The sequence below is a fragment of the Micrococcus sp. 140720015-1 genome (genome assembly GCF_053627595.1).
Genome location: NZ_JBSEYC010000001.1, coordinates 567,861 through 592,969 on the forward strand (window position 1 = coordinate 567,861; position 25,109 = coordinate 592,969).

Annotated in this window: 24 protein-coding genes; 9 read left to right on the forward strand and 15 right to left on the reverse strand. The window is 75.4% G+C overall.

Annotation, left to right across the window (positions count from 1 at the left end):
- Positions 1-10: 10 nt before the first annotated feature.
- The 4 genes from ACUXPL_RS02675 to ACUXPL_RS02690 all read right to left on the reverse strand — a co-directional run bounded on the left by ACUXPL_RS02675 (position 11) and on the right by ACUXPL_RS02690 (position 3,356).
- Entirely contained in the window at positions 11-898 is an 888-nt protein-coding gene (locus ACUXPL_RS02675) for an amino acid ABC transporter permease (RefSeq protein WP_454181747.1), read from the reverse strand.
- Positions 895-1,575, reverse strand: coding sequence for an amino acid ABC transporter permease (locus ACUXPL_RS02680; RefSeq protein ID WP_454181749.1), 681 nt, complete (start codon positions 1,573-1,575; stop codon positions 895-897). The genes ACUXPL_RS02675 and ACUXPL_RS02680 overlap by 4 nt, the downstream gene beginning before the upstream one ends.
- A 105-nt stretch (positions 1,576-1,680) precedes the next feature.
- A complete protein-coding gene (locus ACUXPL_RS02685) occupies positions 1,681-2,574 on the reverse strand; it encodes a glutamate ABC transporter substrate-binding protein (RefSeq protein ID WP_454181751.1) in 894 nt (297 codons plus the stop codon).
- A 47-nt stretch (positions 2,575-2,621) separates the two neighbouring features.
- Entirely contained in the window at positions 2,622-3,356 is a 735-nt protein-coding gene (locus ACUXPL_RS02690) for an amino acid ABC transporter ATP-binding protein (protein ID WP_129866787.1), read from the reverse strand.
- 178 nt (positions 3,357-3,534) lie between these two features.
- Between ACUXPL_RS02690 and ACUXPL_RS02695 the strand changes: the two genes are divergently transcribed.
- The 3 genes from ACUXPL_RS02695 to ACUXPL_RS02705 all read left to right on the forward strand — a co-directional run bounded on the left by ACUXPL_RS02695 (position 3,535) and on the right by ACUXPL_RS02705 (position 5,030).
- On the forward strand, positions 3,535-4,338 hold the full coding sequence (locus tag ACUXPL_RS02695; RefSeq protein WP_454181753.1) for an LOG family protein: 804 nt from the start codon (positions 3,535-3,537) through the stop codon (positions 4,336-4,338).
- Positions 4,335-4,679, forward strand: a complete 345-nt coding sequence (locus ACUXPL_RS02700; RefSeq protein WP_180535858.1) for a cell division protein DivIVA — start codon at positions 4,335-4,337, stop codon at positions 4,677-4,679. Before ACUXPL_RS02695 ends, ACUXPL_RS02700 begins: the two co-directional genes overlap by 4 nt.
- A 180-nt stretch (positions 4,680-4,859) precedes the next feature.
- Positions 4,860-5,030 carry a DUF3117 domain-containing protein gene (locus ACUXPL_RS02705; protein ID WP_002855133.1) on the forward strand — a complete coding sequence of 57 codons (171 nt, stop codon included), beginning with the start codon at positions 4,860-4,862 and terminating at the stop codon, positions 5,028-5,030.
- A 78-nt stretch (positions 5,031-5,108) separates the two neighbouring features.
- Here the strand turns inward: ACUXPL_RS02705 and ACUXPL_RS02710 are convergent, their stop codons facing one another.
- The gene (locus ACUXPL_RS02710) at positions 5,109-5,759 is read right to left on the reverse strand and encodes an O-methyltransferase (protein WP_036316483.1); all 651 of its coding nucleotides are present in this window, start codon (positions 5,757-5,759) and stop codon (positions 5,109-5,111) included.
- A gap of 196 nt (positions 5,760-5,955) precedes the next feature.
- Here ACUXPL_RS02710 and ACUXPL_RS02715 point away from each other — a divergent pair, with 196 nt between their 5' ends.
- Entirely contained in the window at positions 5,956-6,828 is an 873-nt protein-coding gene (locus ACUXPL_RS02715) for an anti-sigma factor family protein (protein ID WP_454181755.1), read from the forward strand.
- Positions 6,829-6,888: 60 nt separating this feature from the next.
- Positions 6,889-7,500 carry a Sec-independent protein translocase TatB gene (locus ACUXPL_RS02720; protein ID WP_454181757.1) on the forward strand — a complete coding sequence of 204 codons (612 nt, stop codon included), beginning with the start codon at positions 6,889-6,891 and terminating at the stop codon, positions 7,498-7,500.
- 48 nt (positions 7,501-7,548) lie between these two features.
- Here the strand turns inward: ACUXPL_RS02720 and ACUXPL_RS02725 are convergent, their stop codons facing one another.
- Genes ACUXPL_RS02725 through ACUXPL_RS02735 form a run of 3 tightly spaced genes read right to left on the reverse strand, consistent with a single transcriptional unit; the run spans position 7,549 to position 10,782 of the window.
- Complete coding sequence (locus tag ACUXPL_RS02725; RefSeq protein ID WP_454181759.1) at positions 7,549-8,697, reverse strand: Mrp/NBP35 family ATP-binding protein; 1,149 nt, start codon at positions 8,695-8,697, stop codon at positions 7,549-7,551.
- Positions 8,694-9,473: a DUF1003 domain-containing protein gene (locus tag ACUXPL_RS02730; protein ID WP_454181761.1), complete on the reverse strand. Its 780-nt coding sequence runs from the start codon at positions 9,471-9,473 to the stop codon at positions 8,694-8,696. Before ACUXPL_RS02730 ends, ACUXPL_RS02725 begins: the two co-directional genes overlap by 4 nt.
- Positions 9,474-9,513: 40 nt before the next feature.
- Complete coding sequence (locus ACUXPL_RS02735; protein ID WP_180535853.1) at positions 9,514-10,782, reverse strand: magnesium transporter MgtE N-terminal domain-containing protein; 1,269 nt, start codon at positions 10,780-10,782, stop codon at positions 9,514-9,516.
- A gap of 92 nt (positions 10,783-10,874) precedes the next feature.
- Between ACUXPL_RS02735 and ACUXPL_RS02740 the strand changes: the two genes are divergently transcribed.
- Positions 10,875-11,651, forward strand: coding sequence for a general stress protein (locus ACUXPL_RS02740; RefSeq protein WP_200969175.1), 777 nt, complete (start codon positions 10,875-10,877; stop codon positions 11,649-11,651).
- Positions 11,652-11,657: 6 nt separating this feature from the next.
- Here ACUXPL_RS02740 and ACUXPL_RS02745 read toward each other — a convergent pair whose 3' ends face one another.
- Entirely contained in the window at positions 11,658-13,463 is a 1,806-nt protein-coding gene (locus ACUXPL_RS02745) for a pyruvate kinase (RefSeq protein ID WP_454181764.1), read from the reverse strand.
- Between the two features lie 33 nt (positions 13,464-13,496).
- The gene (locus ACUXPL_RS02750) at positions 13,497-15,095 is read right to left on the reverse strand and encodes an aminopeptidase P family protein (protein ID WP_454181766.1); all 1,599 of its coding nucleotides are present in this window, start codon (positions 15,093-15,095) and stop codon (positions 13,497-13,499) included.
- Between the two features lie 64 nt (positions 15,096-15,159).
- Between ACUXPL_RS02750 and ACUXPL_RS02755 the strand changes: the two genes are divergently transcribed.
- Positions 15,160-16,020, forward strand: a complete 861-nt coding sequence (locus ACUXPL_RS02755) for a PHP domain-containing protein (RefSeq protein WP_200969172.1) — start codon at positions 15,160-15,162, stop codon at positions 16,018-16,020.
- 117 nt (positions 16,021-16,137) lie between these two features.
- On the opposite strand, the gene ACUXPL_RS02760 is transcribed toward ACUXPL_RS02755, so the two are convergent.
- From ACUXPL_RS02760 to ACUXPL_RS02780, 5 genes are all read right to left on the reverse strand, one after another.
- A complete protein-coding gene (locus ACUXPL_RS02760; RefSeq protein ID WP_454181768.1) occupies positions 16,138-17,946 on the reverse strand; it encodes a DEAD/DEAH box helicase in 1,809 nt (602 codons plus the stop codon).
- Positions 17,947-18,197: 251 nt separating this feature from the next.
- Entirely contained in the window at positions 18,198-19,763 is a 1,566-nt protein-coding gene (locus ACUXPL_RS02765; protein WP_454181770.1) for an RNB domain-containing ribonuclease, read from the reverse strand.
- A 68-nt stretch (positions 19,764-19,831) separates the two neighbouring features.
- Complete coding sequence (locus tag ACUXPL_RS02770) at positions 19,832-20,056, reverse strand: DUF3107 domain-containing protein (protein ID WP_002854967.1); 225 nt, start codon at positions 20,054-20,056, stop codon at positions 19,832-19,834.
- Between the two features lie 120 nt (positions 20,057-20,176).
- Complete coding sequence (locus ACUXPL_RS02775; RefSeq protein ID WP_454181772.1) at positions 20,177-20,833, reverse strand: TetR/AcrR family transcriptional regulator; 657 nt, start codon at positions 20,831-20,833, stop codon at positions 20,177-20,179.
- A gap of 25 nt (positions 20,834-20,858) precedes the next feature.
- Complete coding sequence (locus ACUXPL_RS02780) at positions 20,859-22,211, reverse strand: glutamyl-tRNA reductase (protein WP_200969167.1); 1,353 nt, start codon at positions 22,209-22,211, stop codon at positions 20,859-20,861.
- 136 nt (positions 22,212-22,347) lie between these two features.
- On the opposite strand from ACUXPL_RS02780, the gene hemE reads away from it, so the two are divergent.
- Both hemE and ACUXPL_RS02790 read left to right on the forward strand, forming a co-directional pair.
- Entirely contained in the window at positions 22,348-23,571 is a 1,224-nt protein-coding gene (gene hemE, locus ACUXPL_RS02785) for a uroporphyrinogen decarboxylase (RefSeq protein WP_454181774.1), read from the forward strand.
- The gene (locus tag ACUXPL_RS02790; RefSeq protein WP_454181776.1) at positions 23,568-25,076 is read left to right on the forward strand and encodes a protoporphyrinogen/coproporphyrinogen oxidase; all 1,509 of its coding nucleotides are present in this window, start codon (positions 23,568-23,570) and stop codon (positions 25,074-25,076) included. Before hemE ends, ACUXPL_RS02790 begins: the two co-directional genes overlap by 4 nt.
- The last annotated feature ends 33 nt before the right edge of the window (positions 25,077-25,109 follow it).

Here is a 25,109-nt window from a genome sequence, read left to right on the forward strand (position 1 = left end):
CGCCGCCCGGTCAGGCCGCCGTGTCCGTGGGCGCCCCGACGAGCGGGGTCGCGGGGGTGCTGGCGTCGCCGGCCGTCCGCGACGAGAGCCGGCGCGAGAGCCGGGTGGCCGCCCAGGTGAGGAGGAAGTTGATCACGATGAAGATCACCGCGGCCACCACGAGGGACTGCAGGATGTTGCCGTTGCCGGAGCCGAGCTGGCGGGCGTACTGCAGGAGTTCGAAGAAGCCGATGAGGTAGCCCAGCGCCGAGTCCTTGAGGATCACCACGAACTGGCTCAGCAGCGAGGGCAGCATGGCGATGAGGGCCTGGGGCACCTCCACGAGCCGCAGGGACTGCGTGCTCGTCATGCCCACCGCCGCGGCCGCCTCGCGCTGGCCGCGCGGCAGCGAGCGCACCCCGGAGCGCACCAGCTCCGCGATCACGGACCCGTTGTACAGGGTCAGCGCCGCGATCACCGCGTAGTACGGGCCGTCCTGGGGCTGGATCGCCCCGGTGCGCGCGACCTGTGCGAACAGCTGGTAGAAGAACACCATCATCACGAGCACCGGCACGGCCCGGAAGAACTCCACGACGACGGCGGCCAGCCAGCGCACCGGGCCGAACGGGGCCAGCCGCAGGAAGCCGAACGCCAGGCCGAACACCACGGAGGAGATCACGGCGATGCCCGCGGACTGCAGGGTGAACTGCAGGCCCGGCAGGTAGTAGTTCCGCCACGCGTCGCCGTCGACGGCGGCCAGCCAGCGGCGGCCGGAGAGCTGGCCGGTGGCGTTCATCTGGATCAGGACGAGCACCGCCACGGCCAGGACCGCGGCGAGGGCGACGAGGTTGGCGAGGAGGATGCGCCGGCGGGCGAGGGGACCCGGGGCGTCGAAGAGGACGGAGGCCTGGGCGCTCATCGGGCCACCGCCCATTTCTCCGAGGCCCACGTGGTCAGCAGGCCGATGGGGATGACGATCAGGCAGAAGCCGATCGCGAAGGTCAGGAAGATCGCCACCATCACGTCCGGGCTGAACTCGATCATGCGCTTCATCAGCCCCGAGGCCTCCGCCACCGACGCCGCGGCGGCGACGGTGGTGTTCTTGGTCAGCGCGATCACGGTGTTGCCCAGCGGGGTGATGGCCCCGCGCAGCGCCTGGGGCAGGATCACGTGGCGGGCCGCGGGCAGGAAACCCAGGCCGATGGAGCGAGCCGCCTCGGCCTGCCCGAGCGGGACGGTGTTGACGCCGGAGCGGATCGCCTCGCACATGAACGCCGCGTGGTAGAGCGAGAGCGCGATCACGGCGTAGATGAAGAAGTTCAGCGTGAAGTCGGACGAGAAGCTGATCTTCAGCTGCCCCCAGACGGCGAGCACGCCGAGCAGCATGATGATCGTCAGCGGGGTGTTGCGGACCACGTTGACGTAGCCGGTGCCGAGGGTGCGCAGCGAGGGGACGGGCGAGATGCGGAACAGGGCGAGCACCACGCCGAGGACGAACGAGCCGAGGGTCGCGAGGAACGCGAGCCTGATGTTCGTCCAGAACGCGAGCGGGATGTCCGCGCCGTAGTCCGCGAGGAGCGAGGAGATCGATTCCATGACTTCTCCGAGGGTCGGGACAGGGCTGACGGGCAGGGGAGCCGCCGGGCGGGCCGAGGGTGACGGTTCAGGTCACGTCCCCGGCCCACCTGGCGGCGCAGGTCGTCAGGCGCAGGGCTCGAACTCGGCGTCCTCGCCGGAGTTCAGCGTCTCGTCGTAGGTGTAGCCCGTGCCCTCGGTGTTGGACTCGAGGGCCTTCTTCCACTCGCCGGAGTCCTTCATCTCCTTGATGGCCTCGTTGATGTCCTCGCACCGCTCCGAGTCCTTCGGCAGACCGACGCCGTAGCGCTCCGTGGTGAAGGTGTTGCCGACGACCTTGAACTTGCCCTTGTTGGCGTCGGCGGCGGCCAGGCCCGCGAGGATGATGTCGTCCGTGGTCACGGCGTCCACCTGGCCGGACTCGAGGTAGGTCACGCATTCGGCGTAGCCGCCCTGCTCCACCAGGTTCACGCCGGAGGCGAACTGGTCCTTGATCTTCTGGGCCGAGGTGGAGCCGGTGACGGAGCAGAGGTTCTTCCCGTCGAGGGCCTCGGGGCCGGTGATCGCGGTGTCGTCCGCGCGGACCAGCAGGTCCTGGCCGGCCACGAAGTACGGGCCCGCGAAGTCGACGCGCTCCTTGCGGGCGTCCGTGATGGAGTACGTCGCGAAGATCATGTCGACCTCGCCGTTCTCCAGGGCGTTCTCCCGGTTCGCGGACGGGGTCTGGACCCACTCGATGTCCTTCTCGGCCACGCCGAGCTTGTCCGCCACGTAGCGGGCCACGTCCGTGTCGAAGCCGGTGGGCTGGGCCGAGCCCTCGCGGTAGCCCAGGCCCGGCTGGTCGAACTTGATGCCGATGCGCAGGCGCTCGCCGGAGCCGGACGACGTCGACTCGCCGGCCGAGGACGAGCCGGCGGCGTCGCCACCGCCGCCCTGCGAGGACGACGGCGCGCAGGCGGTGAGGGACAGGGCGGCCGCGGCGGTGACGGCGGACAGGGTCAGGAGCTTCGTGCGGAGCATGGTGCTCTCCTCTGGTTCGGTGCGGTGGGGTGCGACGGGGGACGGGGTCAGTGCGCGAGGATCTTGCCCAGGAAGTCCTGGGCGCGCTCGTGTCGGGGGTTCGTGAAGAAGGTGTCGGGGTCGGTGTCCTCGAGGATGGCGCCGTCGGCCATGAAGACCACGCGGTCCCCGGCCTTGCGGGCGAAGCCCATCTCATGGGTGACCACGACCATGGTCATGCCACCCTCGGCGAGCTGGACCATGACGTCGAGGACCTCCTGCACCATCTCGGGGTCGAGGGCGGAGGTCGGCTCGTCGAAGAGCAGGGCCTTCGGCTCCATCGCCAGGGCACGGGCGATGGCCACGCGCTGCTGCTGCCCGCCGGAGAGCTGGGCCGGCATCTTCCTGGCCTGGGCGGCCACGCCCACGCGCTCGAGCAGCTCCATGGCGTGCCGCTCGGCGTCCGCCCGGCGCTTGCCCTTCACCTTGATAGGCCCGAGGGTCACGTTCTCCAGGATCGACTTGTGCGCGAAGAGGTTGAAGGACTGGAAGACCATGCCGATCTCGGCGCGCAGCTGGGCGAGCTGCCTGCCCTCGCTGGGGAGCGGCCGCCCGTCGATCAGGATGCGGCCGCCGTCGTCGTCGATGGTCTCGAGCCGGTTGATCGTGCGGCACAGCGTCGACTTGCCGGAGCCGGAGGGGCCGAGGACGATCGCCACCTGGCCGCGCGGGATCCGCAGGTCGATCTGGCGGAGGGCGTGGAAGTCGCCGAAGTGCTTGTTGACGCCCTCGAGGACGATCAGGTCATCGCCCGCGGCACCGCGACGGCGCCGCGTGCCGGCCTCGTCGGGGAGGTGGGCGCCGTGGGGCTGCTCAGGCGTGATCTGCGTCATGCCAGTGGAATATAGCGCACGCCACACCCGGCGCGGTGCGCCGTGCGACGCCCGCCCTGGCGGCCCGCCGGCTCGTTAGGCTGACGCCATGGCCCCACATGAGCACCCCTCGGGCGGCGACGTCGCCGCCGCGCCCCAGCGCGTCCGCCGCGGCGGGCAGGTCCTGCGCGGGGACGCGGCGCACACCCCCACGTTCGACCAGCTCCTCCTCGACGGCCGGCGGCCCGGCGACGCCGCACGCCCCGCGGCCGACGTCGCCTCGACGACGTCCGAGGCCTGGCGTGTGCTGCGCATCCAGGCGGAGTTCGTCGAGGGCTTCGGCACCCTCGCGGGGCTGGGTCCCGCGGTCTCCGTGTTCGGCTCGGCGCGCACGCCCGAGGGCAGCGCCGAGTACGCCCTGGCCCACGAGGTCGGGAGCCGCTTGGCCCAGGCCGGGTACACGGTCATCACCGGCGGGGGGCCCGGCACCATGGCGGCCGCCAACCGGGGCGCCCACGAGGCCGGTGGAGAGTCCGTGGGCCTGGGCATCGAGCTGCCGTTCGAGACCGGTCTGAACCCCTGGGTGCACGTGGGCGTGGACTTCCGCTACTTCTTCGTCCGCAAGGTCATGTTCCTCAAGTACGCGCAGGGGTTCATCGTGCTGCCCGGCGGCCTCGGCACCCTGGACGAGCTCTTCGAGGCCCTCACCCTCGTGCAGACCGGCACTGTCACCCGCTTCCCCGTGGTCCTCGTGGACCGCGGCTTCTGGGGCCCGCTCGTGGACTGGATCCGCGGCACGCTCGTGGAGCGCGGCATGATCTCGCCCGAGGACCCGGACCTCTTCCACCTCGTGGACACGGCCGAGGAGGCCGTCGCGTGCGTGCTCCGCTCGGCGGGGAGGGCCGACGCGTGAGCGGGCCGCAGTGGATCGTCCTGGTGGCCGTGCTCGTCGTCGTGCTGGCGGCCCTGGCCGCCGCTCTCGCGGGCCGGCTCACGCTCCGGGCCGACGACCCGGCCGGACAGACGCCCGGGCACCCCGTGCTGCTGCCGGAGCGGCCGCGTGCGGCGGATGTCGACCTGCTGCGGCTGGCCGTCGCGGTGCCCGGCTACCAGCGGGACCAGGTGGACGCCGTCCTGCTGCGGCTGCGGGACGCCCTCGCGGAACGCGAGGACGAGGCGACCGCACTGCGGGCCCGGGTGGCCGAGCTCGAGGCCGCCGACCCCTCCCGGGGCGATCCGGCGGGGCGCGCCTGAGTCGCGGGCCGGGCTCGGTGCGGGCCATCGTTTGGCGCGAGGACGCGGAATCCGCGATAATGGTGATGTGACCGGCCTCGCGCACGCCCGCGTGCGGGGGCGCCGGAGGCGTCCGGACAGCGACCGCTCCCGCGGTCGCCGGACGCTGTGACGGGAACATCATCCAGAAGGGAAGTCGCAATGGCCGCCATGAAGCCCCGCACCGGGGACGGTCCCATGGAAGTGACCAAGGAGGGGCGCAGCCTGATCATGCGCGTGCCGATCGACGGCGGCGGCCGTCTCGTGCTGGAGATCAACGCGGACGAGGCCCGCGAGCTCAAGGAGTGCCTCGAGGGCGTCATCCAGGCCTGAGCCCGGACCCCTTCGACGCGGACGCCCCGCGCACCGTCACGGTGCGCGGGGCGTCCGCGTCCCCGGCGCCGCCGCGGATCAGCGGCGCACCGCGATCAGCACGCCCGTGCCGGAGGGGACGACGGCGGACAGCCAGTGCTCGTCCTCCCGGATGAGGCGGTCCACCGCCCGGGCGGACACGGTGGACTCGTCGCGCACGGCGGGCCGGGGAACGCGGTCGCCGTCGAGGGCGTCCACCACGACGAGCACGCCGCCGGGGGCGAGCATGCGCGCGGCCTGCTCGACGTCGAACTGACGCGCGGCCGGGTCCCCGTCCACCAGGACCATCTCGTAGGCGCCGCTCGTGAGCCGGGGGAGGACGAGCCGGGAGCGCCCCGTGATCATGCGGGTGCGGCTCGTGGGCAGGCGGGCCTCCGAGAACGCCTCGCGGGCCGCGCGCTGGGCCTCCGCGTCCGGGTCGACGGTGGTGAGGACCGTGCGCTCGGGCAGACCCCGCATCAGGGCGAGACCCGAGACGCCGGCGCCCGTGCCCACCTCCACGACCGCCGCGGGGGCACGCGTGGCCGCGAGCACCGTCAACAGGGCCGCCGTCCCCTCGCTCACCGGCGGCACGTCCAGCTCGGCGGCGCGCTCGCGGGCGCGCAGGACGACGTCGTCCTCGGTGGCCCGGCTCTCCGACCAGGCCCAGGACGCGTGCTTGTCGGTGGGCTGGGGCTGCAGGGCGCTCATGGCTGACTCCGGGACGACGACGGCGGGACCTCGCCCGCGGCACGGGCGACGCGGGCCAGTGTACGGGCCGGCACGCGGCCGCGACCCAGTGTTCTCCCAGGAGGCGGGCCGATGATGGGACACGGCACGAACCGGCTCCCACCGTGCGGGAGGCCGTTCGCCGGACCGAGGACGCGAGGACCGAGGAGGTGGCCGCATGGGACGTCGACACACCCAGCGCCACATGGACGCCTACCTCGAGGGCTCCCTCCCCGCCGCGTCCCGGGCGCGCATCGCCCGCCACCTGGACCGCTGCCCCGAGTGCCGCGCCACCGTCCAGGCCCGGGCCCGCGTGCTCGACGCCGCCCGCACGGTGCACCAGCGTCCGGCCGGCGCCGTCGTCGCCCCGGTGCTGCGCGCCCGCGGCGTCTCCGGCCGCCTCGTGGTGGGGCTGCTGACCTTCGTCGTCCTGCTCGGAGGGCTGTTCACCGCGGTCTGGGTGGCCGGCGCGCCCCGCACCACGGCCGTGCGCACGGCCCCGACCCCGACGGACACCGTCGCCCTGCCGGCGGCCGGGACCGCGTCGACGGACCGGCGCGGCACCGTCGCGGAGCTGCGGGGTCAGGGCTGGACGGTGCCCTCCCTCGTGGGGGCCGGCCTGGAGCCGCTCACCGTGGACACCGCCCAGACGGCCGAGGACGTGGAGGTCGTCGTGGGCTGGGGCCAGGACGAGCCGACCGTGACCGTCCGCGAGTGCCGACCCCGGATCGTGGGAGCCACCCCGGAGGGCTGTGCCTCGACCGCGCCCCTGAGCACGGGGGCGCAGGAGCGTCGGCTGGCCGGCGGCGGCGTCTACCGGATCGTCCCGGCGGGGGAGGAGGGCGGCTGGACGGCCGAGCTGACCACGCCGCAGGCCGCCTACCGCGTGGAGGCCAGCCTGCCGGACGAGCGCGCCGACGCGGTCCTCACCCACCTGCTGGTCTCCGAGCGGGCACGGGTGCTCGAGCTGGGCGGCGGGGACGCCGTCGAGGAGCGCCTGGAGCGAGGCCTCGAACGCATCGCGGACGCCGTGCCGCGCCCCCGCGGCTGAGCCGCTCCGCCCCCGCGGCTCCGGGCTGTGGGGCGGTGCCGCTCTAGTAGAGTTCGGAGGGTGTTTGGTATCAACGGCAGCGAGTTCATCATCTTGGCGGTGCTCGCGATCGTCATCCTCGGGCCGGAGAAGCTCCCCGAGTACACGCGCGCCTTCACCGACTGGCTGCGCGTCATGCGCGACAAGGCCGAGGGTGCCAAGGCGCAGTTCAAGGAGGAGACCGGCACGGACTTCGACGAGGTGGACTGGCGCAAGTACGACCCCCGCCAGTACGACCCGCGCCGCATCATCCGCGACGCGCTCCGCGAGCCCGCCGGCGGCTCGTCCACGCCCGCGTCCCGGGCGGCGCAGGCGACGGGCATCAGCGCTGAGGACGTGCACGGCGGCCTCACCCGCCAGGACTTGGCGGACATGGATCCGCGCACGCTCTTCCGCCGCCCCGCCGGGGCCGGCAGCACCGCCGCCGCGGAGTCCGGCGCCGCCGCCGCGCAGACCCGGCCGACCGCGCCCGCCGCGGGGGCGGTCGCCGTGGGCGGCGCCGCCGCAGCCCTGATGGCCTCCGGCCGCGCCGAGGCCCTCGCCGAGGAGCGTCCTGCCGCCGTCGAGACCGAACCGGACCCCCTCGAGCTGCTCGGGCTGGCGCCCGCCCCCTTCGACGTCGACGCGACCTGACGCCGCCGCGCGCGTCGGGTGCCCCGGCCGGGGCGCTGGCACCCGAGGTCAGCGAGGGGTGAACGGCAGAGGCCGCCCGGCCAGCCCGCGCGGCCGCACGGCCACCCGCTGCGCGATCTGCGTCAGCGCCCGGCCCGCGGGGCTCTCCGGCGCGGACACCACCACGGGTTCGCCGGCGTCGCCGCCCGCGCGCAGCGCCGGGTCCAGGGGGACGGTGCCCAGCAGCGGCACCTGAGTGCCCAGCACCCCGGACAGCCGCTCCGCCACCTCGGCGCCGCCGCCGGTTCCGAACACATCCAGGACGGTGCCGTCCGGCAGGGTCATCGGCCCCATGTTCTCCACGACGCCGGCCACGGTCTGGCCCGTCTGCTCCGCCAGCTGACCGGCGCGCGCGGCCACCTGCGCGGCGGCGTGCTGCGGCGTGGTCACCACGAGCAGCTCCGAGGCGGGCAGCAGCTGCGCCGTCGAGATCGCGATGTCCCCGGTGCCCGGGGGCAGGTCCACGAGCAGCACGTCCAGGTCGCCCCAGTGCACATCCGTGACGAACTGCTCCAGTGCGCGGTGCAGCATCGGTCCGCGCCAGGCCACCGGCCGGTCCGCGTCGAGGAACATGCCGATCGAGATGACCTTCACATCCCGCACCACGGGGGGCAGGATCATCCGGTCCAGCTTCGTCGGGGTGCCGGTCACGCCCAGGAGCCCGGGGATGGAGTAGCCGTGCACGTCCGCGTCGATCAGGCCGACGGCGAGCCCGCGCGCGGCGAGCGCGACCGCGAGGTTAGCCGTGACCGAGGACTTGCCCACGCCGCCCTTGCCCGAGGCCACCGCGAGGACGCGCGTGAGCGTGTCCTTCCCGAACGGGTTCGTCGGCCGAGCCGCGCGCAGGGCGTCCTGCAGCGCCAGGCGGCGCTCGGGCTCCATGACCCCGACGCGCACGTCCACGGACCCGCAGCCGGGCACGTCGGCGACGGCGGCGGCCACGTCCGTCTGGATCGTCCCGCGCAGGGGGCACGCGGCGATCGTGAGCAGCACCGCGACCTCGACGATGCCCGGGGCGGTCTCCACGACCGACTCCACCATGCCGAGGTCGGTGATCGGACGGCGGATCTCGGGGTCCTGGACGGTGGCGAGCCGCTCCAGCACTCGGCGCTCGAGGTCGGTGCGGACCTCGGGCACGGGCAGGCCCAGGGCGCTCATCGGCCGCCCCCGTCCACCGGGCCCGCACCGCCGGCGGGACCGGTCACCGGACCGGATCCCCCGGCCTCGCGGGCCTCCTGCGCCGCGAGGGTCGCGAGCGTGGTGGTCGTGGGCTCGGCGCCGGCGTCGCCGCGCCGCGCGTCCCTGCCCCGGCCCTTGGTCTTCTTGCTCTTGCGGGGCTGGGCCTCGGCGCCCGGGAGGCCGGCGCGCAGCTCGGCGCGGATCTCCTCCCGGATCTCCTCCCGCAGCTCGGCGCGCAGCGCCTCGCGGAGGTCGTCCTTGAGGTCGTCCTGGACGCCGCGCAGCTCGCCGCGCACGAAGTCGCGCGTGGCGACCTCCTGGACGGCCAGCCGCAGACCGGAGATCTCGCGGGTGAGGAACTCGGTGTCGGCGAGGTTGCGCTCGGCGCGGTCGCGGTCCTCACGCAGCGCGACCTTGTCCCGGTCGTCCTGGCGGTTCTGCGCGAGCAGGAGCAGGGGCGCGGCGTAGGACGCCTGGAGGGAGAGCATGAGCGTGAGCGCGGTGAAGCCGAGCTCGGCGGAGTCGAACCGCCACGCCATCGGGCCGAACGTGTTCCAGCCCAGCCAGGCGGCGCAGAACAGCGTCATCCAGACGAGGAACTGCGGGGTGCCCATGAAGCGGGCGATGCCCTCGGTGGCCTCGCCGAAGGCGTCCGGGTTCGGGGCCAGCCGGGGCACGCGGCGCCCGCTGGCGCTCAGGGGGGTGTCCAGGCCGGTGCCGCGGCCCGGGCGCAGGTCTCGCGCGGTCTGGGTCATGCTCACACCTCCGGTGTCGTGCGGCGGCGGGCCGCGGGGGTCAGGTTGCGGGGCGGGTCTCGGCGTCGTCGAGGTCCATGGCCCGCCAGTCGTCGGGCAGGATGTGGTCGAGCAGGTCGTCCACGCTCACGGCCCCGACGACGCGGTCCTGCTCGTTCACCACGGGGATGCACGTGAGGTTGTAGGTCGCGAGCTCACGGGTCACGTGGGCGATGGGGGCGAGGTCCGAGACGGGCTCGAGGTCCTTGTCCATGATGTTGCCGATCGCCTCCGGCGGCGGGTACCGCAGCAGGCGCTGGAAGTGGACGACGCCGAGGAACCGGCCCGTCGGCGTCTCCAGCGGCGGCCGGGCCACGATCACGAGCGAGGCCAGCGCGGGGGAGATCTCCTGCTGTCGGATGGTCGCCATGGCCTCGGCCACGGTGGCCTCCGGGGGGAGGATGACCGGCACGGGGGTCATGAGCGAGCCCGCGGTGCCCTCCTCGTACTCGAGCAGGCGCCGGACGTCCTCGGCGTCCTCCGGCTCCATGCGTTCGAGCAGCAGCTCCTGCTGGGAGTCGGGCAGCTCGTGGAGCAGGTCCGCCGCGTCGTCCGGGTCCATCTCCTCCAGGACGTCGGCGGCGCGGTCGATGTCCAGCTGGGAGAGGATCTGCACCTGGTCGTCGTCGGGCAGCTCCTGGAGCACGTCCGCGAGGCGTTCGTCCTGCAGCTCGCGGGCGACCTCGACGCGACGCTTCTCCGACATGTCGTGGAGCATGTCCGCCAGGTCGGCGGGCTTGAGGTCCTCGTGCGCGGCGAGGAAGCTCGTGGCCCCCTGCGGGTCGGCCTGCGCCGTCCAGCGGGCCTCGTCCCAGTCCAGCAGGAGGTGCTCGCCCCGCTGGGTGCGGCCGAAGGGGCCGCGGCCGACGATGCGGCGCACGTACAGGTCCGAGACCAGCCAGTCGCCGTTGCGCTGCTGCTCCAGCCCGATGTCCTCCAGGAAGGCCTCGCCCGATCCGTCCGAGAGGCGCACCTTCCGGTCGAAGAGGTCGGCGGCCACCGTCTGCTCGGCGCCACGGCGGGAGAACCGGCGCAGGTTGATCAGCCCGGTCGTGATGATCTGGCCCGAGTCCATGGACGTCACCCGCGTCATCGGGACGAAGACGCGCTTCTTGCCGGGGACCTCGATCACGAGGCCGGTGGCGAACGGGGCCGCGGCGGGGCCGCGGTCCAGCACGACGACGTCGCGCAGCCGACCCAGGCGGTCACCGAGGGGGTCGAAGACGTCCAGGCCCAGCAGACGGGCCACGAAGATCTTGGGGGAGCTCACCGACCCAGCCTACGGCGTGCCGGGCCGCGGCTCCGTGTCCGCGTACGGCGGACCTCCGCCCGCCCGGGCGCGGGGCCGGGCACAATGGGTCCATGTCGTTCATGATGCCCAGCCCTCAGCCCGGCGCCGAGCAGGGCCTGCCCCGCGGCGAGCTCCTGGCCACCTACGCCACCTACGCGCAGGCGCGCGAGCAGGTGGACCGCCTCGCCGCCACGGACTTCCCCGTGAGCGCCGTGTCGATCGTGGGCAAGGACCTGCGGGTCGTGGAGCGGGTGCGCGGTCGGCTGAACTACGCCCAGGTGGCGTTGTCCGCGGGTGTGCGCGGCGTGTTCTTCGGCGGACTGATCGGCGTGTTCCTCTACCTGTTGGCCCCCGAGGCCGGCCCGGGGCAGATCCTCACCTCCATGCTGCTCGGCCTGGCGGTGTGGCTGATCTTCGGCGTGATCGGCTTCTCGATGCGCCGGGGCCAGCACGGCTTCGCGTCCTCGCAGGCCGTCGTGCCCACGGCCTTCGACCTCGTGGTCGCGTTCGACCACGCCGCCCGAGCCCGCCAGGAGCTGGGCCTGGGCGGTGCCGCGGCCCCGACGCCGCCCGCGGCGCCGCAGCCGGCGCCCGCCCCCGCCGCGGAGGAGGCCGAGGGCGGCTCCGTGCAGGCCACCCCGGCCCCCGCGCCGTCGTCGGGCGGATCCCACGCGGCGCCGGCCCCCGGCGGAGCCGAGGCGCCGGCCCGGCCGGCCCCGGAGGCAGACCCCGCGCCCACCGGCCTGGACCGCTCCTACGGCGTGACCCTGCCCCCGGAGGAGGTCGCCAAGCTCATCGAGGCGCGCGGCGGCCACCCGCCCCGGCCCCAGGACGAGCCGCGCGGCTGAGCCCCGTCAGAGGGACCAGGACTCGAGTCGCCGGAGCATGTCGCGCTTCTTGCTCGCATGACCGTGCATCCGGCCCAGGATGTCGCCGAGGACGGTGACGGCGCGGTCGATGTACGGGCCCTTGTTCAGCATCGCGGCCTCGGCCCGCTGCGCCATCGCGGCGTCCGTGATCTCCGCCCGTGAGGGCAGGCCGGTCTTGGCGAGGGACTCGAGGACCTGGGTGGCCCAGATCGCGGGCACGTGCGCGGCCTCGCACAGCCACAGGATCTCCTCCTGCAGCTCGGCCATCCGTGCGAAGCCGGCCTCCACCGCCAGGTCGCCACGGGCGATCATCACCCCGACGTCCCGCCAGCGCATCGCCTCGAGCAGCATCCGCGGCAGCTGCCGGAAGGCTTCCACCGTCTCGATCTTCAGCGTGATGTCCACGTCCGGTGCGTCCTCGGCCTCGAGCGCGTCGATCAGCTGGGCCACGTCCTCGGCCGAGCGGACGAAGGACATGTTCACCATGTCCGCGTGGCGGGCCGCGAACGGGATGTGGGCGAGGTCCTCGTCCGTGAGGGCCGGGATGGCCAGGTGCGTGTCCGGGAAGTTCACGCCCTTCTCCGCCTTGAGCTTCGCCCCGCGCGGGCCGGCCTGGGTCACCTCGAGGGTGATCTCGTCGTCGGACACCGCCGTGATCCGCGTGCCGATCCGTCCGTCGTCGAGGGAGACCCGGTCGCCGACCTCCGCGTCCGCGAACGCCTGCGCCAAGGTGAGGCCGATCCGGTAGGGCGGCGCGTCGACCGCGGGGACCGGCTCGAGCGAGCGGGTCAGCACGATCTGCTCGCCCTCGTGCACGCGCATCGACTGCTCGAGCGGGGGCAGCGATCCCACCTCGAGCGGACCGTGCGGCGTCGTCAGTGCCGTGCCCGTCGCCCAGTAGACCGTCTTCACCGCCCGCACGAGCACGCCCTCGCCGTCCACCTGCTCGACCTCCAGCCTGCGGTGTGCACCCCGCGCATCGGTCAGCTCGATCTCGTCGCCGCGCTGCAGGCCCGCCAGGGTCGTCCCCTCCGGGTCCGCCAGCGGCACGACGACGGCGCCGTCCGGCCCGTCCGCCGCGGCCACGGCGTCGTGGGGCCCGGCGGCGAGCCACACGCGGGAGGGCTCGGTGACGGTCCCCGAGGGGTCCCGGGCGGGCTTCACCTTCACGACGCGCGGGCCCGGCTCGATGGGGCCCGTGCGCACCTTCGGCCCGGCCAGATCCATCGCGACCAGGGGCGCGGGCCGGCCCGCACCGGCGCACCGGCGGACCGCCGCGATCATGGCGGCCCACGCCTGCTCGTCGTCGTGGGCGCAGTTCACGCGCGCCAGGTCCATGCCGGCCTCGGCGATCCGGGCCACGAGCTCCGGGTCCGTGGCGGCCTCGGAGGGCATCGTCACCATGATGCGCGCGTCCCGGTCGCCGCGGGCCGGACCGAGCAGGCTCGCCGCGTTGCGGGCGAGGATGGCGCGGCCCTCGGCGGAGGTCAGGGCGTCGTCCTCCGGGGCAGGGGCGGGCTCGCCGTCGAGCGCGCGGGCGGCGGCCAGCACCGCGTCCACGTGGCCCAGCACGCCGGCCTCCATGCGGCCCAGCGAGGACAGGCCGGCGTCGCTCAGCGCCTCCTGCAGGGGCCGCAGGTCGGTGCCGCGCAGGGCGACGTAGTGCACGAGGTTCCGGGCCGAGGCCCGGTGGCGGTCCCGGACGCGGGAGATGAGGTCGGCGTGCTCCGCCTCGGCGGAGAGGAGGCGGTCGCGGAGGGCGGTGAGCTCGGTGGTCAGGTCGATACCCATGGTCCGAACCCTAGGAGCGCCCTCCGCGCCGGATCACGCCTGGAGCCGCGCCATCCAGGCCTCGATCTCGTCCGGGGTGCGGGGCAGGGCCGCGGAGAGGTTCTCGGCGCCGTCCTCGGTCACGAGGATGTCGTCCTCGATGCGCACGCCGATGCCGCGGTACTCCTCGGGGACGGCCAGGTCCTCCTCCTTGAAGTACAGACCCGGCTCGATCGTGAAGACCATGCCCGGCTCGAGCACGCCGTCCAGGTAGAGCTCGCGCTTGGCCTGGGCGCAGTCGTGCACGTCGAGGCCGAGGTGGTGCGAGGTGCCGTGGGGCATCCAGCGCCGGTGGTGCTGGCCCTCGTCCGAGAGCGCGACCTCGGCCGAGACCGGCAGCAGGCCCCAGCCGTCGAGGCGCTCGACGAGCACCCGCATGGCCTCGGCGTGGAGCTCGCGGAACCGGATGCCGGGGCGCACGATCGCGAAGGCGGCGTCCGCGGCGTCGAGGACCGCCTGGTAGATGCGGCGCTGCACGTCCGTGAACGTGCCGGACACGGGCAGGGTGCGGGTGATGTCCGCGGTGTAGAGGGAGTCGTCCTCGACGCCGGCGTCGAGCAGCAGAAGCTCACCCGGGCGCACGGCGCCCGTGTTGCGGATCCAGTGCAGGATCGTGGCGTTGTTGCCGGAGGCCGCGATCGTGTCGTAGCCCAGGTCGTTGCCCTCGAGGCGGGCGCGGGCGAAGAAGGCGCCCTCGACCACGCGCTCGCCGCGGTCGTGGCCCACGGCGCGCGGCAGGGCCCGGACGGCGTCCTCGAAGCCCGCGATCGTGGCGGCCACCGAGGCGCGCATCCGCTCGACCTCCCACGCGTCCTTGACCAGGCGCAGCTCGGAGAGGAACTCGGCGGTCTGGGCGTCAGCCTCGGCCGCGGCGGCCAGGTCCACGCCGGCCTCGGTCCGGACGGCGGCCAGCAGCGCGTCCACGTCCTGGTCGGTCTCGGCCAGCAGCCGGACCGCGGTGCCGTCCGCGGCCACGTTCTTGGTGACGGCGGACTCGAGCTCCTCGAGCCCCGCCGTGCGCAGGCCGGTGCGGGCGGCCAGGCCGGCCAGGGTCGGACGGGGGCCGATCCAGAACTCACCCGAGCGCGAGTCCGCGTAGAACTGCTCGGTGTCCCGGCCGGCCAGGGGACGGAAGTACAGGGTGGCGGTGTGGTCCGTGCCGTCGTCGCCGGTGCCCGGGTCCGTGGGCTCGACCACGAGCACGGCGTCCGGCTCGTGGTCCACGCCGAGGCCCGTCAGGTGGGCGAACGCGGAGTGCGCGCGGAAGCGGTAGTCGGTGTCGTTCGAGCGGACCTTGAGGCGGCCGGCCGGCACCACGATCCGCTCGCCCGGGAAGCGCGCGGAGACGGCGGCCCGCCGCCGGGCGGCGTGCGGGGCCGAGGCGTCGGCGTCGGGCAGGGCCTGCGACGAGGGCGCCCAATCGGAGGCCATGAAGTCGCGGAAGGCGTTCGAGGCGGGGCGCTGCGAGCGGTTGTCGACGCGCTCGGTCAGCGGCTGGGGGTTCACCGCGCCGGTGCCGTCGGCGCCCGCCTCGGGGGTGGCGGCGGGCTGGTCGGGGGTGGTCTGGGCGGGGTGCTGTGCGGCATCGGTCATGCCCTCCATCATGGCACCGGTGGGCGGGGCCAGGTCGGGGCCGCCGCGCGCGGGTCTCGGTACCATGGCCGCCATGGCCCGCTACGACCTGCACACGCACTCGACCGAGTCCGACGGCACCGAGCCGCCGGCCGACGTGGTGCGTGCGGCGGCGCGGGCCGGGCTGGACGGCCTCGCGCTCACCGACCACGACACGACCGCCGGCTGGGCCGAGGCCGCCCAGGCCGCGCGGGAGACCGGGCTGACGCTCGTGCCCGGCATGGAGATGTCCTGCACCTCCGCCGACGGCGTGAGCGTGCACGTGCTCAGCTACCTGCACGACCCCGAGGACCCCGCCCTGCTGCGGGAGGTCGGCCTGGCCCGCGACGCGCGGCTGATCCGGGCGCAGGAGATGGTGCGGCGCCTGGGCGCGGACTTCCCGATCACGTGGGAGCTGGTCCAGGAGCACGCGGCGGAGAACGCGACGATCGGCCGGCCCCACCTGGCCGACGCCCTCGTGACGATCGGGGCCGTCCCGGACCGCTCCGCGGCGTTCCGGGAGATCCTCGCCGGCCGGTCCAAGTACTACGTGCCGCACTTCGCCCCGGACCCGGCCGAGGCGGTCGCGCTCATCCGGGCCGCCGGCGGGGTGCCGGTGTTCGCGCATCCCCGGGCGCGCATGCGGGGCCGCGTGGTGGGCGACGAGGTGTTCGAGCAGATGGCCGAGGCCGGACTGGCAGGGGTCGAGGTCGAGCACCGGGACAACCCGGCGGAGGAGCGCACCTGGCTGCGCGCGTTCGCGGACCGGCACGGGCTGTTCGTCACCGGTTCGTCCGACTACCACGGCACCGGCAAGCCCAATCCGATCGGCGAGCACACCACGGGCGCGGAGGTGCTCGCCGAGATCGAGCGGCAGGGCACCGGCTCGGCGATCATCCGCGGCTGAGCCCAGACGGCCCGGGCGACGGCGGAGGATCTGGTGCGGGAATGACCCTTCCGGCCGCCTGCACGGCGGTCGGAAGGGTCATTCGCGCAGAAGATTCCCGGGGCCCGGGAGGGACGGTCAGCCGTCCACGACCTCGCCGTTGCGGCGGCGCGTGCGGGTGCGGCCGCCCCGGCGACGACGGGCCTCGGCCCGCGCCTCGGCGCGCTCGGCCCGGCGGGCCTCCGTGAGCTCGACGCCGGCCACCGGCTCCGGCGTGCGGGCCGCGGGGGCCTCGGCGCGCGAGGCGGTGCGCTCGCGGCCCTCGCCGCGACCACGGCCCCGGCCCTCGGCGCGCTGCTCGGCGGGTGCCTCACCACGCCCGCGGCCCGAGCGCTGGGAGCGCTCGCCGCGTCCCCCGCCGCGTGCCGCGTCACGGCCCTCGCCGGAGCGGCCGCCCCGGCCCCGACCGCCGCGGCCGCCCTCACGGCCACCGCGCTCGCCGTCGCGGGACCGGCCGCCCTCGCGACCCCGTCCGCGGCCGCCGTCGCGCTGCTTCGCCTCGGGGCCGCCGAGGTCCTCGAGCGTCTCGCCCTCGAGGCCCTCGAGCACGCGCTTGGCCTGGGGCAGGCGGCCCTTCGTGCCCTTCGGGATGCCGAGGTCGGAGAACAGGTGCGGGGAGGAGGAGTAGGTCTCCACCGGCTCGGGCTGGCCGAGGCCGAGCGCCTTGTCGATCAGGGACCAGCGCGGCATGTCCTCCCAGTCCACGAGGGTCACCGCCACGCCCTTGTTGCCGGCGCGGCCCGTGCGGCCCACACGGTGCACGTAGGTCTTCTCGTCCTCCGGCGCCTGGAAGTTGAAGACGTGGGTGACGTCGTCGACGTCGATGCCGCGCGCCGCGACGTCGGTGGCCACGAGGATGTCCACCTTGCCGTTGCGGAAGGCGCGCAGCGCCTGCTCGCGGGCGCCCTGGCCGAGGTCGCCGTGCAGCGCGCCGGCCGCGAAGCCGCGCGCCGTCAGCTCGTCCGCCACGCGGGCGGCCGTGCGCTTGGTGCGCGTGAAGATGATGGTCCGGCCGCGGCCCTCGGCCTGCAGGGCGCGGGCCACGAGCTCGTCCTTGTCCATGTGGTGGGCGCGGTAGACGAGCTGACGGATGTCCTTCTTCGTCAGGCCCTCGTCCTCCGGGTCCGCCGCGCGGATGTGGGTCGGCTGCGTCATGTAGCGGCGCGCCATCGCGACCACGGGACCCGGCATGGTGGCCGAGAACAGCATGGTCTGGCGCACGGCCGGGACGGCGGCGAGCAGGGTCTCGACGTCCGGGAGGAAGCCGAGGTCCAGCATCTCGTCCGCCTCGTCCAGCACCACGGTGTTCACCAGGTCCAGGCGCAGGTGGCGCTGGCGCATCAGGTCGATGAGGCGGCCGGGGGTGCCGACGACGATCTCGACGCCGCGCTGCAGCTCCTCGATCTGCGGCTCGTAGGCGCGGCCGCCGTAGATGGTGGCGATGCGCAGGGGGCGCCGGGCCGCGGCGGCCGTGAGGTCGCCGGCCACCTGGACGGCGAGCTCGCGCGTCGGGGCGACGATCAGGGCCTGCGGGGCGCCCGCGGTGCCCTTGGCCTCGAGGCCGTCCCAGCCGGGCTCGCCCGGGCCGATGGCGCGCTGCAGCGCGGGGATGCCGAAGCCGAGGGTCTTGCCGGTGCCGGTCTTGGCCTGGCCGATGATGTCGTGGCCGCCGAGGGCGACCGGCAGGGTCATGGCCTGGATGGGGAAGGGGTGGACGATGCCCTTGGCCTCCAGGGCCTCGACGATCGCGGGGTGCACCCCGAAGTCGGCGAAGGTCTGCTCGGGGGCCACGGGGGCGGCGTCCTCGGTGACGATGTCCTCCGCGATCTCGTCGACCGTCGGGTCGAGATCGGCGGAGGCGGGGGTGTGCTCGGAGTTCTGGGTCATGGCGACTCGCGTTCCTGGTCGGGCGTCGTCACGGCGGGCGGAAGGCCCGGCTCCGCCGTGCGCGCGGTTCAAGCGGAAGCCGATCGCAGGGCAAGCACGCGGAGCGGCCGACGGGCGGCGCCCCGTGGAACCGGGCCGGGCGCGCCGTGCGCGGCGGGCCGTGCCGGATCCGGCAGGTCATGGTGCCGTCCCGGGCGTCAGGGGCGCGGGCGGCGGGTCAGGGTGATCAGAGAGCGACCGGTCATCCTGGGTCAGCGTGAGCTGTGCGGCCAGTCTACCCCCGCGGCCGTGATCGCACCCGAGGCGCGGTCCACGCCCTCGATCCGCACGCGCACCCGGGTGCCCGCCGGGGCGCTGCCCGGCACCCGCAGGCTCACGGCCGGGTCGAGCAGCCACACCTCCGTGCCGTCCTTCGCCTCGCGCACCGCGATCCCCTCGAGCTCCGCGCCGACGCGGGACTCGAGCGCCGCCGCCTCCACGAGGTCCGCCGCCGTCCGGCTCGTGGCCGAGGCCCGGCGCGACGAGTCCGCCATGAGGGCGGGCAGCTCGGGCAGGGCGTCGCGGGCCCATGCGGGGGCGGGGGCGCCGACGGCGTGGGCGTGGCACAGGGCCAGGACGAAGCGATCCACGAGCCGGCGCAGGGGAGCGGTGGCGTGGGCGTAGGGGGCGGCGAGCGCGGCCTGGGCCGGTTCGTCCGGCGGCGTGCGCAGGGCCGGGTCCTCGGCCTGCGCGTCGAAGGCCGTGTACCCGGCGCCGCGGAACAGCCCGGTCGCCGCGTGCAGCACCGCCAGGTGCCGCGCGTCGGCGGGGTCGAGGGAACGCAGGTAGGCGCCGTAGTCCCGGCCCTCGTCCCACGGGGCGCCCAGGGCGCGCGTGCGCTCTCGGAAGGCGGCGACGGCGTCGGCGTCCGGCGCCGGCATCGTGCGCAGGATCCCGACCCCGGCGGCCAGCATCAGCTCGGCCGCGGCCATGCCGGTCAGCAGGGAGAGCTGGGCGTTGTGCTCCTCCGCCGGCAGCGGCGCCCGGTGCACGAGCTCGTGTGCCCCGTCCTCGGTGACGCGGACCTCCTGGTCCGGCAGGTTCAGGGAGGCACCGCCGCGGGCGGCCTCCTGCGCGGCCCGCCGTCGGCCCACCTCCGGCAGCAGGGCGAGCGAGTCGCGCACCTCGGCCGGCCACCCCTCGGCGGCGGCCCGGTCCGCGTCGGTGACCCCGGGACGCGGCGTCGTCGGCGCCTGCGCCCCCGGCTGTGTGTCGAGGAAGGCCTGCACCTGCCCGTAGGTCAGCTGCGCCCGGGAGCGGATGCGGGCGCGTTCGAGGCCGGTCTCGACGACGGCGCCCGCGGCGTCCAGCAGGAACGTCCAGACGAACGCCGGGCGCTCGCGGTCGGGCAGCAGGGAGGCGGCGTCCTCGCTCAGCACCTCCGGGTGCAGGGGGACCCGGCCGTCCGGCAGGTAGACGGTCTGGCCGCGACGGCGGGCCTCGGCGTCCACGGCGCCGCCCGGGGCCACGAAGGCGGGCACGTCCGCGATCGCGTAGCGGACGAGGATGCCGTCGTCGTCGGCGGGGGTCAGGAGCAGGGCCTGGTCCAGGTCCGTGGCGCCGGCGGGGTCCACGGTGACGAACGGCAGGGCCGTGCGGTCCGCGTGGTCCGGGCTCCCGGTCAGGCCCGCGTCCACCTCATGCGCGGCCGCCTCCGCCTCGGCCAGGACGGGGGCGGGGAAGGCCGGCGGCAGCTCGAGCTCCGTCCGCAGGGCGGCGAGGCGCTCGAGCAGGGCCGGGTCGGCGGGGCCGCGGAGGCCGAGGGCGTGAGGCGACATGGCGATGCTCCTGGGCAGGGGGCCGAGACGACGCACGCCCCGGCGGATCACCGGGGCGTGCGGGCGGGTCAGGAGGCGGCGAACCCGAGCGGGCCCGACTTCTTCGCGCCGATCTCCACGAAGCCGATGCGGTCGCCGGGGACGACCACCTGGCGGCCCTTGGCGTCCGCCAGGACCAGCGGGGTGCCGTCGGCGACGGCGGCGTCCACGAGGGAGCGGACCTCGTCCGCCGACTGCTCGCTGTCAATGACGACCTCGCGGCCGACGTGCTGCACACCGATGCGGATCTCCATGGGGAACCTCTTCTCTTCGTCGCGTCCTGTGCGGTCCGCCGTCAGCCTACGGGACCGCTCGGCGGGGTGGACGGGCGCCCACGAGGTTCACCCGCGGGCGAAACGGGCCGGACGGCCGGGTCAGCGCGGGGCGTCGTCCGCGGAGGGCAGCGAGGCGAGGCCGCGCCAGATGAGCGCGTCCACCGTGCGGGCCGTCTCGGCCGCGGCGGGGCGGGCGTCGGCGTCGAGCCGGTCCGCCCAGTGGCGGGCGGCGCCCAGGAGGTAGCCGACGAGTCCGCGGGAGAGCACCTCGGCCTCGGCCTCGGCCACGGTGGTGTCCGCGCGGATGGTGCGTGCGACCTCGGAGGAGAGCAGCCGGTGGACGGCCTCGCTGCGCGTGCGCACCTCCGGGTCCCCGTCGATGCCGGAGTCGAAGATGAGGCGGTGGGCCCGTTCGGGAGAGGCCATGTACTCGAACACGGCGGCGACGGTGGCGCGCACCCGTTCGCGGTTGTTCCGGCGGGTGTCCATCGCCGCCTCGAGGAGCGCGCGCAGGCTCGCGACCTCGGCGTCCAGCAGCTCGAGGAAGAGCTCGTGCTTGCTGGGGAAGTGCTGGTAGAGGACCGGCTTGGAGACCTCGGCCCGCTCGGCGATCTGCTCCATGGAGGCCCCCGCGTACCGCTCGGCGGCGAAGACCGCGCGGGCGCAGTCCAGCAGCTGGCGGCGACGCTCCTGCCGGGGCAGACGACGGCCTCGCCCGGGCTCGTCGGGCGCGGTGGTGGCGGGGTGGTCGGTCACGGGGTCCTCCTGGCGCGGGGCGGGCTCACGCGATGCGCGCGGCGCCGCCCTCGTCCTCATGCGCGGGGCAGGCCGCCTCGACCGTGCCCACGGCGGGGGCGGGGCGGCCGGGGGCCTCGATCCCGAAGACCGCCTCGAGGGCGTCCTCATAGCGGTCGAGCCGGCCCTCGGCGGCGAGCCGCTTGGCGCGCACGCTGGGCTCGTGCAGGAGCTGGTTCACCATGCGGCGCAGGGCGAACTCCACCTCCTCGGCGGCCGCCGTGCAGCCGTGGCGGGCGCGCACGCGCTCGAGCTCCCGGTCGAGCACGCCGAGGGTGTGGCGGCGCAGGGCCTTGATCGCCGCGTCGGCACTGCGGCCGCGTTGCGCCGCGCGGTACTCCTCGACGGCGTCGTCCACGAGCGCGCGGGCTTCGGCGACGGCGACCTCGGCCTGCTCGGGTGCGGCCAGCCGCACCGACTCGAGGGTGATGAGGTCGACGTCCGGCAGGTCCGCGACCGCCGGGTCGAAGTCGCGCGAGAGGGCCAGGTCGACCACCGTGAGCGGGCGCCGCCCGCCCTCGCGCAGCTCCTGCAGGCGTTCGGGGCTGATCTGGCGTTCGCCCCCGGAGGAGCCGATGATCACGTCCGCCTCGGCGACGGCGCCCGCCACGGCCTCGCCGCCGAGCGCGAGGGCCCAGCCGCCGCGGTCCGCGACGAACTGCTCCGCGCGGCCCGAGGCCGAGTGCACGCCGACGGTGGTCGCGCCCCGGTCCGCCAGCTGCGCGAGCGTGGTGCCGGCGTAGGCGCCCGTGCCGATCAGCAGGATGGTGGCCCCGGCCCAGAAGTCGCGCTGGGCCGCGGCGTCGGTGAGACCGCGCAGCTCCTCCGCGAGGTCCAGGGCGACGGAGACGACCGAGCGCCCGGCCGCGCCGAGCGCCGTGCGGGAGCCGACGTCCTTGGCCGTGCGCGTGGCGGACTCGAAGAGGCGGACGAGCGGGCCCGAGGCGGTGCCGGCCTCCTGGGCCGCCGTCAGGGCGCGCCGGACCTGACCGGCGATCTCGCGCTCGCCCACCACGGCGGAGTCCAGTCCGGCGCCGACCTCGAAGAGGTGACGGGCCGTGGCGTCGGCGTCGAGCGTGCGGAACGCGGCGTGCACGTCCTCGTCCGGCAGGGAGGTGGAGGCGGCGACGGCGGACAGCAGCCCCGCGCGGGCGGCCTCGACGCCGACCCCGTCGGCCTCGGCGTAGATCTCCACGCGGTTGCACGTGGCCAGCACGACGGCGCCCGCCGCACCGCTGCCGGGCAGGGCGGGCCCGACCCCGGTCGCGCCGGCGCTGAGGCGGGCGACCGTGTCCAGGTCCAGGTCATGGTGGGAGGCGACGAGAGAGAAGACAGTCACAGCGGGCCAAGTCTAGCCCCGACCGCCCCGCCCGTCCGGGAAGGCGGACCTGACCCGGGCACCGTCGACGACTGTGACGGCGCTCACGCAGGACGCGGATGTGCCACCGCGACGCGACCGGTGGGAGACTGGGGCCATGTCCGCCCTGTCCCAGACCCCCGAGACCCCCGCGGCCGTCCCGGCACTGCCCGCCGAGCACCCGCTGCGCACCGAGGACCCGTCACGCTCGACCGCGGCCAGCCCGCTCCTCCGGGCGCTGCGCGGCCAGCGACCCGACCGCCACCCCGTGTGGTTCATGCGGCAGGCCGGCCGTTCGCTGCCGGAGTACCGCGAGGTGCGCGAGGGGATCGGGATGCTCGACTCCTGCCTCATGCCGGACCTGGTCCGGGAGATCACGATGCAGCCGGTGCGCCGCCATGACGTCGACGCGGCGATCTTCTTCTCGGACATCGTGGTCCCCCTGCGCCTGGCGGGCGTGGACGTGGAGATCCAGCCCGGTGTGGGCCCCGTGCTCGGCCAGGCCGTCCGCACCGCCGACGACGTCGCCGCGCTGCCCGTCCTCGAGGACGCCGCCCTGGACGTGATCCGCGAGGCCGTCGCGGCCACCGTCGCCGAGCTGGGACCGCGCCCCCTGATCGGCTTCGCCGGCGCCCCCTTCACGCTGGCGGCGTACATGGTGGAGGGCCGTCCCTCCCGCGACCACTTCGGCCCGCGACGCATGATGCACGCCGACCCCGAGACCTGGGCCGCCCTGGCCGGCTGGGCCGCCACCGTGTCCGGCCAGTTCCTGCGCGCCCAGCTCGAGTCCGGCGCCTCCGCCGCGCAGCTGTTCGACTCGTGGGCCGGTTCGCTCTCGGCGGACGACTACCTCGCGCACGTGCAGCCGCACTCGACGGCGGCCCTCGCCCACGTCGCCGACCTCGCCGGGCCCGGCGTCCCCGACGGCGCCCCGCTCCTGCACTTCGGCACGGGCACCGGAGAGTTCCTGCACCACATGCGTGACGCGGGCGCGACCGCCGTCGGCGTGGACCACCGCCTCACGCTCGCCGAGGCGCACCGCCGGCTCAGCGCGAACCCCGGCCCCGACGGGCGCGGCGCGGTGCCCCTGCAGGGCAACATCGACCCGGCCCTGCTCGGCGCCCCGTGGGAGGTCCTCGAGGCCCACGTGCGCGACGTCGTCGCCTCCGGCGCCGTCGCGCCCGGCCACGTCGTCAACCTCGCCCACGGCGTGCCGCCGGAGACGGACGCGGCCGTGCTGACCCGCGTGGTCGAGCTGATCCACTCCCTGCCCGTGCCGGAGCGGGAAGGCCAGGACCCGGCACCGGGGGTCGAGACCGCCGAGCGGGAGGTGCGCGCATGAGCGGCACGGCGCTCGTGGTCGGCGGCGGCATCGCCGGCCTCGTCGCGGCCCACCGACTGTCCACGACGGGCTGGGACGTGACCCTCGCCGAGGCCACCTCCGTGCTCGGCGGCGCGGTCTCCCCGCGCTTCCTCGACGTCCCCTCGCACGGCGAGACCGGGGCCCCCGAGACCCAGACCCTCGAACTCGACGGCGGCGCCGAGTCGTTCGCCGTCCGCGGCGCCGCCGTGCGCGCGCTCCTGGAGGAGCTCGGGCTGGGCGAGAAGATCGTCGCGCCCGAGCCCCTCGGCTCGTGGCTGCACGGTCCCGCCGGCCCCGTGCGTGCCCCGCGCCTCGGCATCGTCGGCATCCCCGGCGACCTCGACGCCGAGGACCTCGCCGCCGCCCTCACGCCGGCCGGCCTGGAGCGCGCCCGGCAGGACGCCGAGGCCCCCATGGAGCGCTGGGCCGCCGCGCTCGCGGCCGGCGAGCCGGTGACCGTCGCGCAGGTCGTGGCCGACCGCCTCGGCGACGAGGTGCTCGAACGCCTCGTGGCCCCCGTCGTCGCCGGAGTCCACTCGGCCGACCCCGCGGTCGTCGAGGTGGAGCGCGTGGCCCCCGGCCTGCTCGCCGCCGCCGTGGAGCACGGCGGGCTGGCCGCGGGCGTCGCCGCGCTGCGGTCCGCCGGGACCCCCGGCTCGCTCGTGGCCGGTCTGGACGGCGGCATGGTCCGCCTCACCGGCCGGCTCGTCGAGGCGCTGCGCGAGGACGGGGCCACCGTCCTGCGCGGCGTCCGGGTGGCCGCCCTGTCCCGCGTGCCCGCCACCGGCGGCTGGTGGGCCCAGATCTCGGACCGGGACGACGAGGTCGTCCGCGGGCTCGACGTGGACCGGGTCGTGCTGGCCGTGGACGGCGTCACCGCCTGGGACCTGCTGGCCCCGCTCTCGGCCGACGCCCTGGACCCCGACGCCGGCCCCGCCCTCGGCGAGGGGATCGCGCTGGCCACGCTCGTCGTCGAGGCCGCGGGCCTGGACGACGCGCCACGCGGCACCGGAGTGCTGGTCGGCGCCGGGACGGACGTGGCCGCCAAGGCCCTGACCCACGCCACCGCCAAGTGGGCGTGGCTGCGCGAGGTCGTCGCGCGGCCGCAGGAGGACGGCGTCGCCCGCCACCCCCACCGCCACGTGCTGCGCCTGTCCTACGGCCGCCAGGGCGGCGGGCCCGAGGCCCTGGGCCACCGCAGCGCGGACGAGGAGCTGCTCGCGCAGGCGCTCGTGGACACGGCGGCCCTCACCGGGGTGCCGCTGGCGGAGGAGGACGTCGTCGCCCGCACCGTCACCCGCTGGCGCCGCTCCATCCCGCCGCAGGCCGGCCCCGACCGCGCGAAGGCGGACACGCTGATCGACTGGGCACGGGACGTGCCCGGCCTCGACCTCGTGGGCAGCTGGGTGCACGGCACCGGGCTGGCCGCCGTCGTCGCCGGCGCGGACCGCGCCCTCGGCGCCGCCGCGCCGCCCGCCGGCTGACCTCGCCCCCAGACCACCCCTGACGCAATCGGA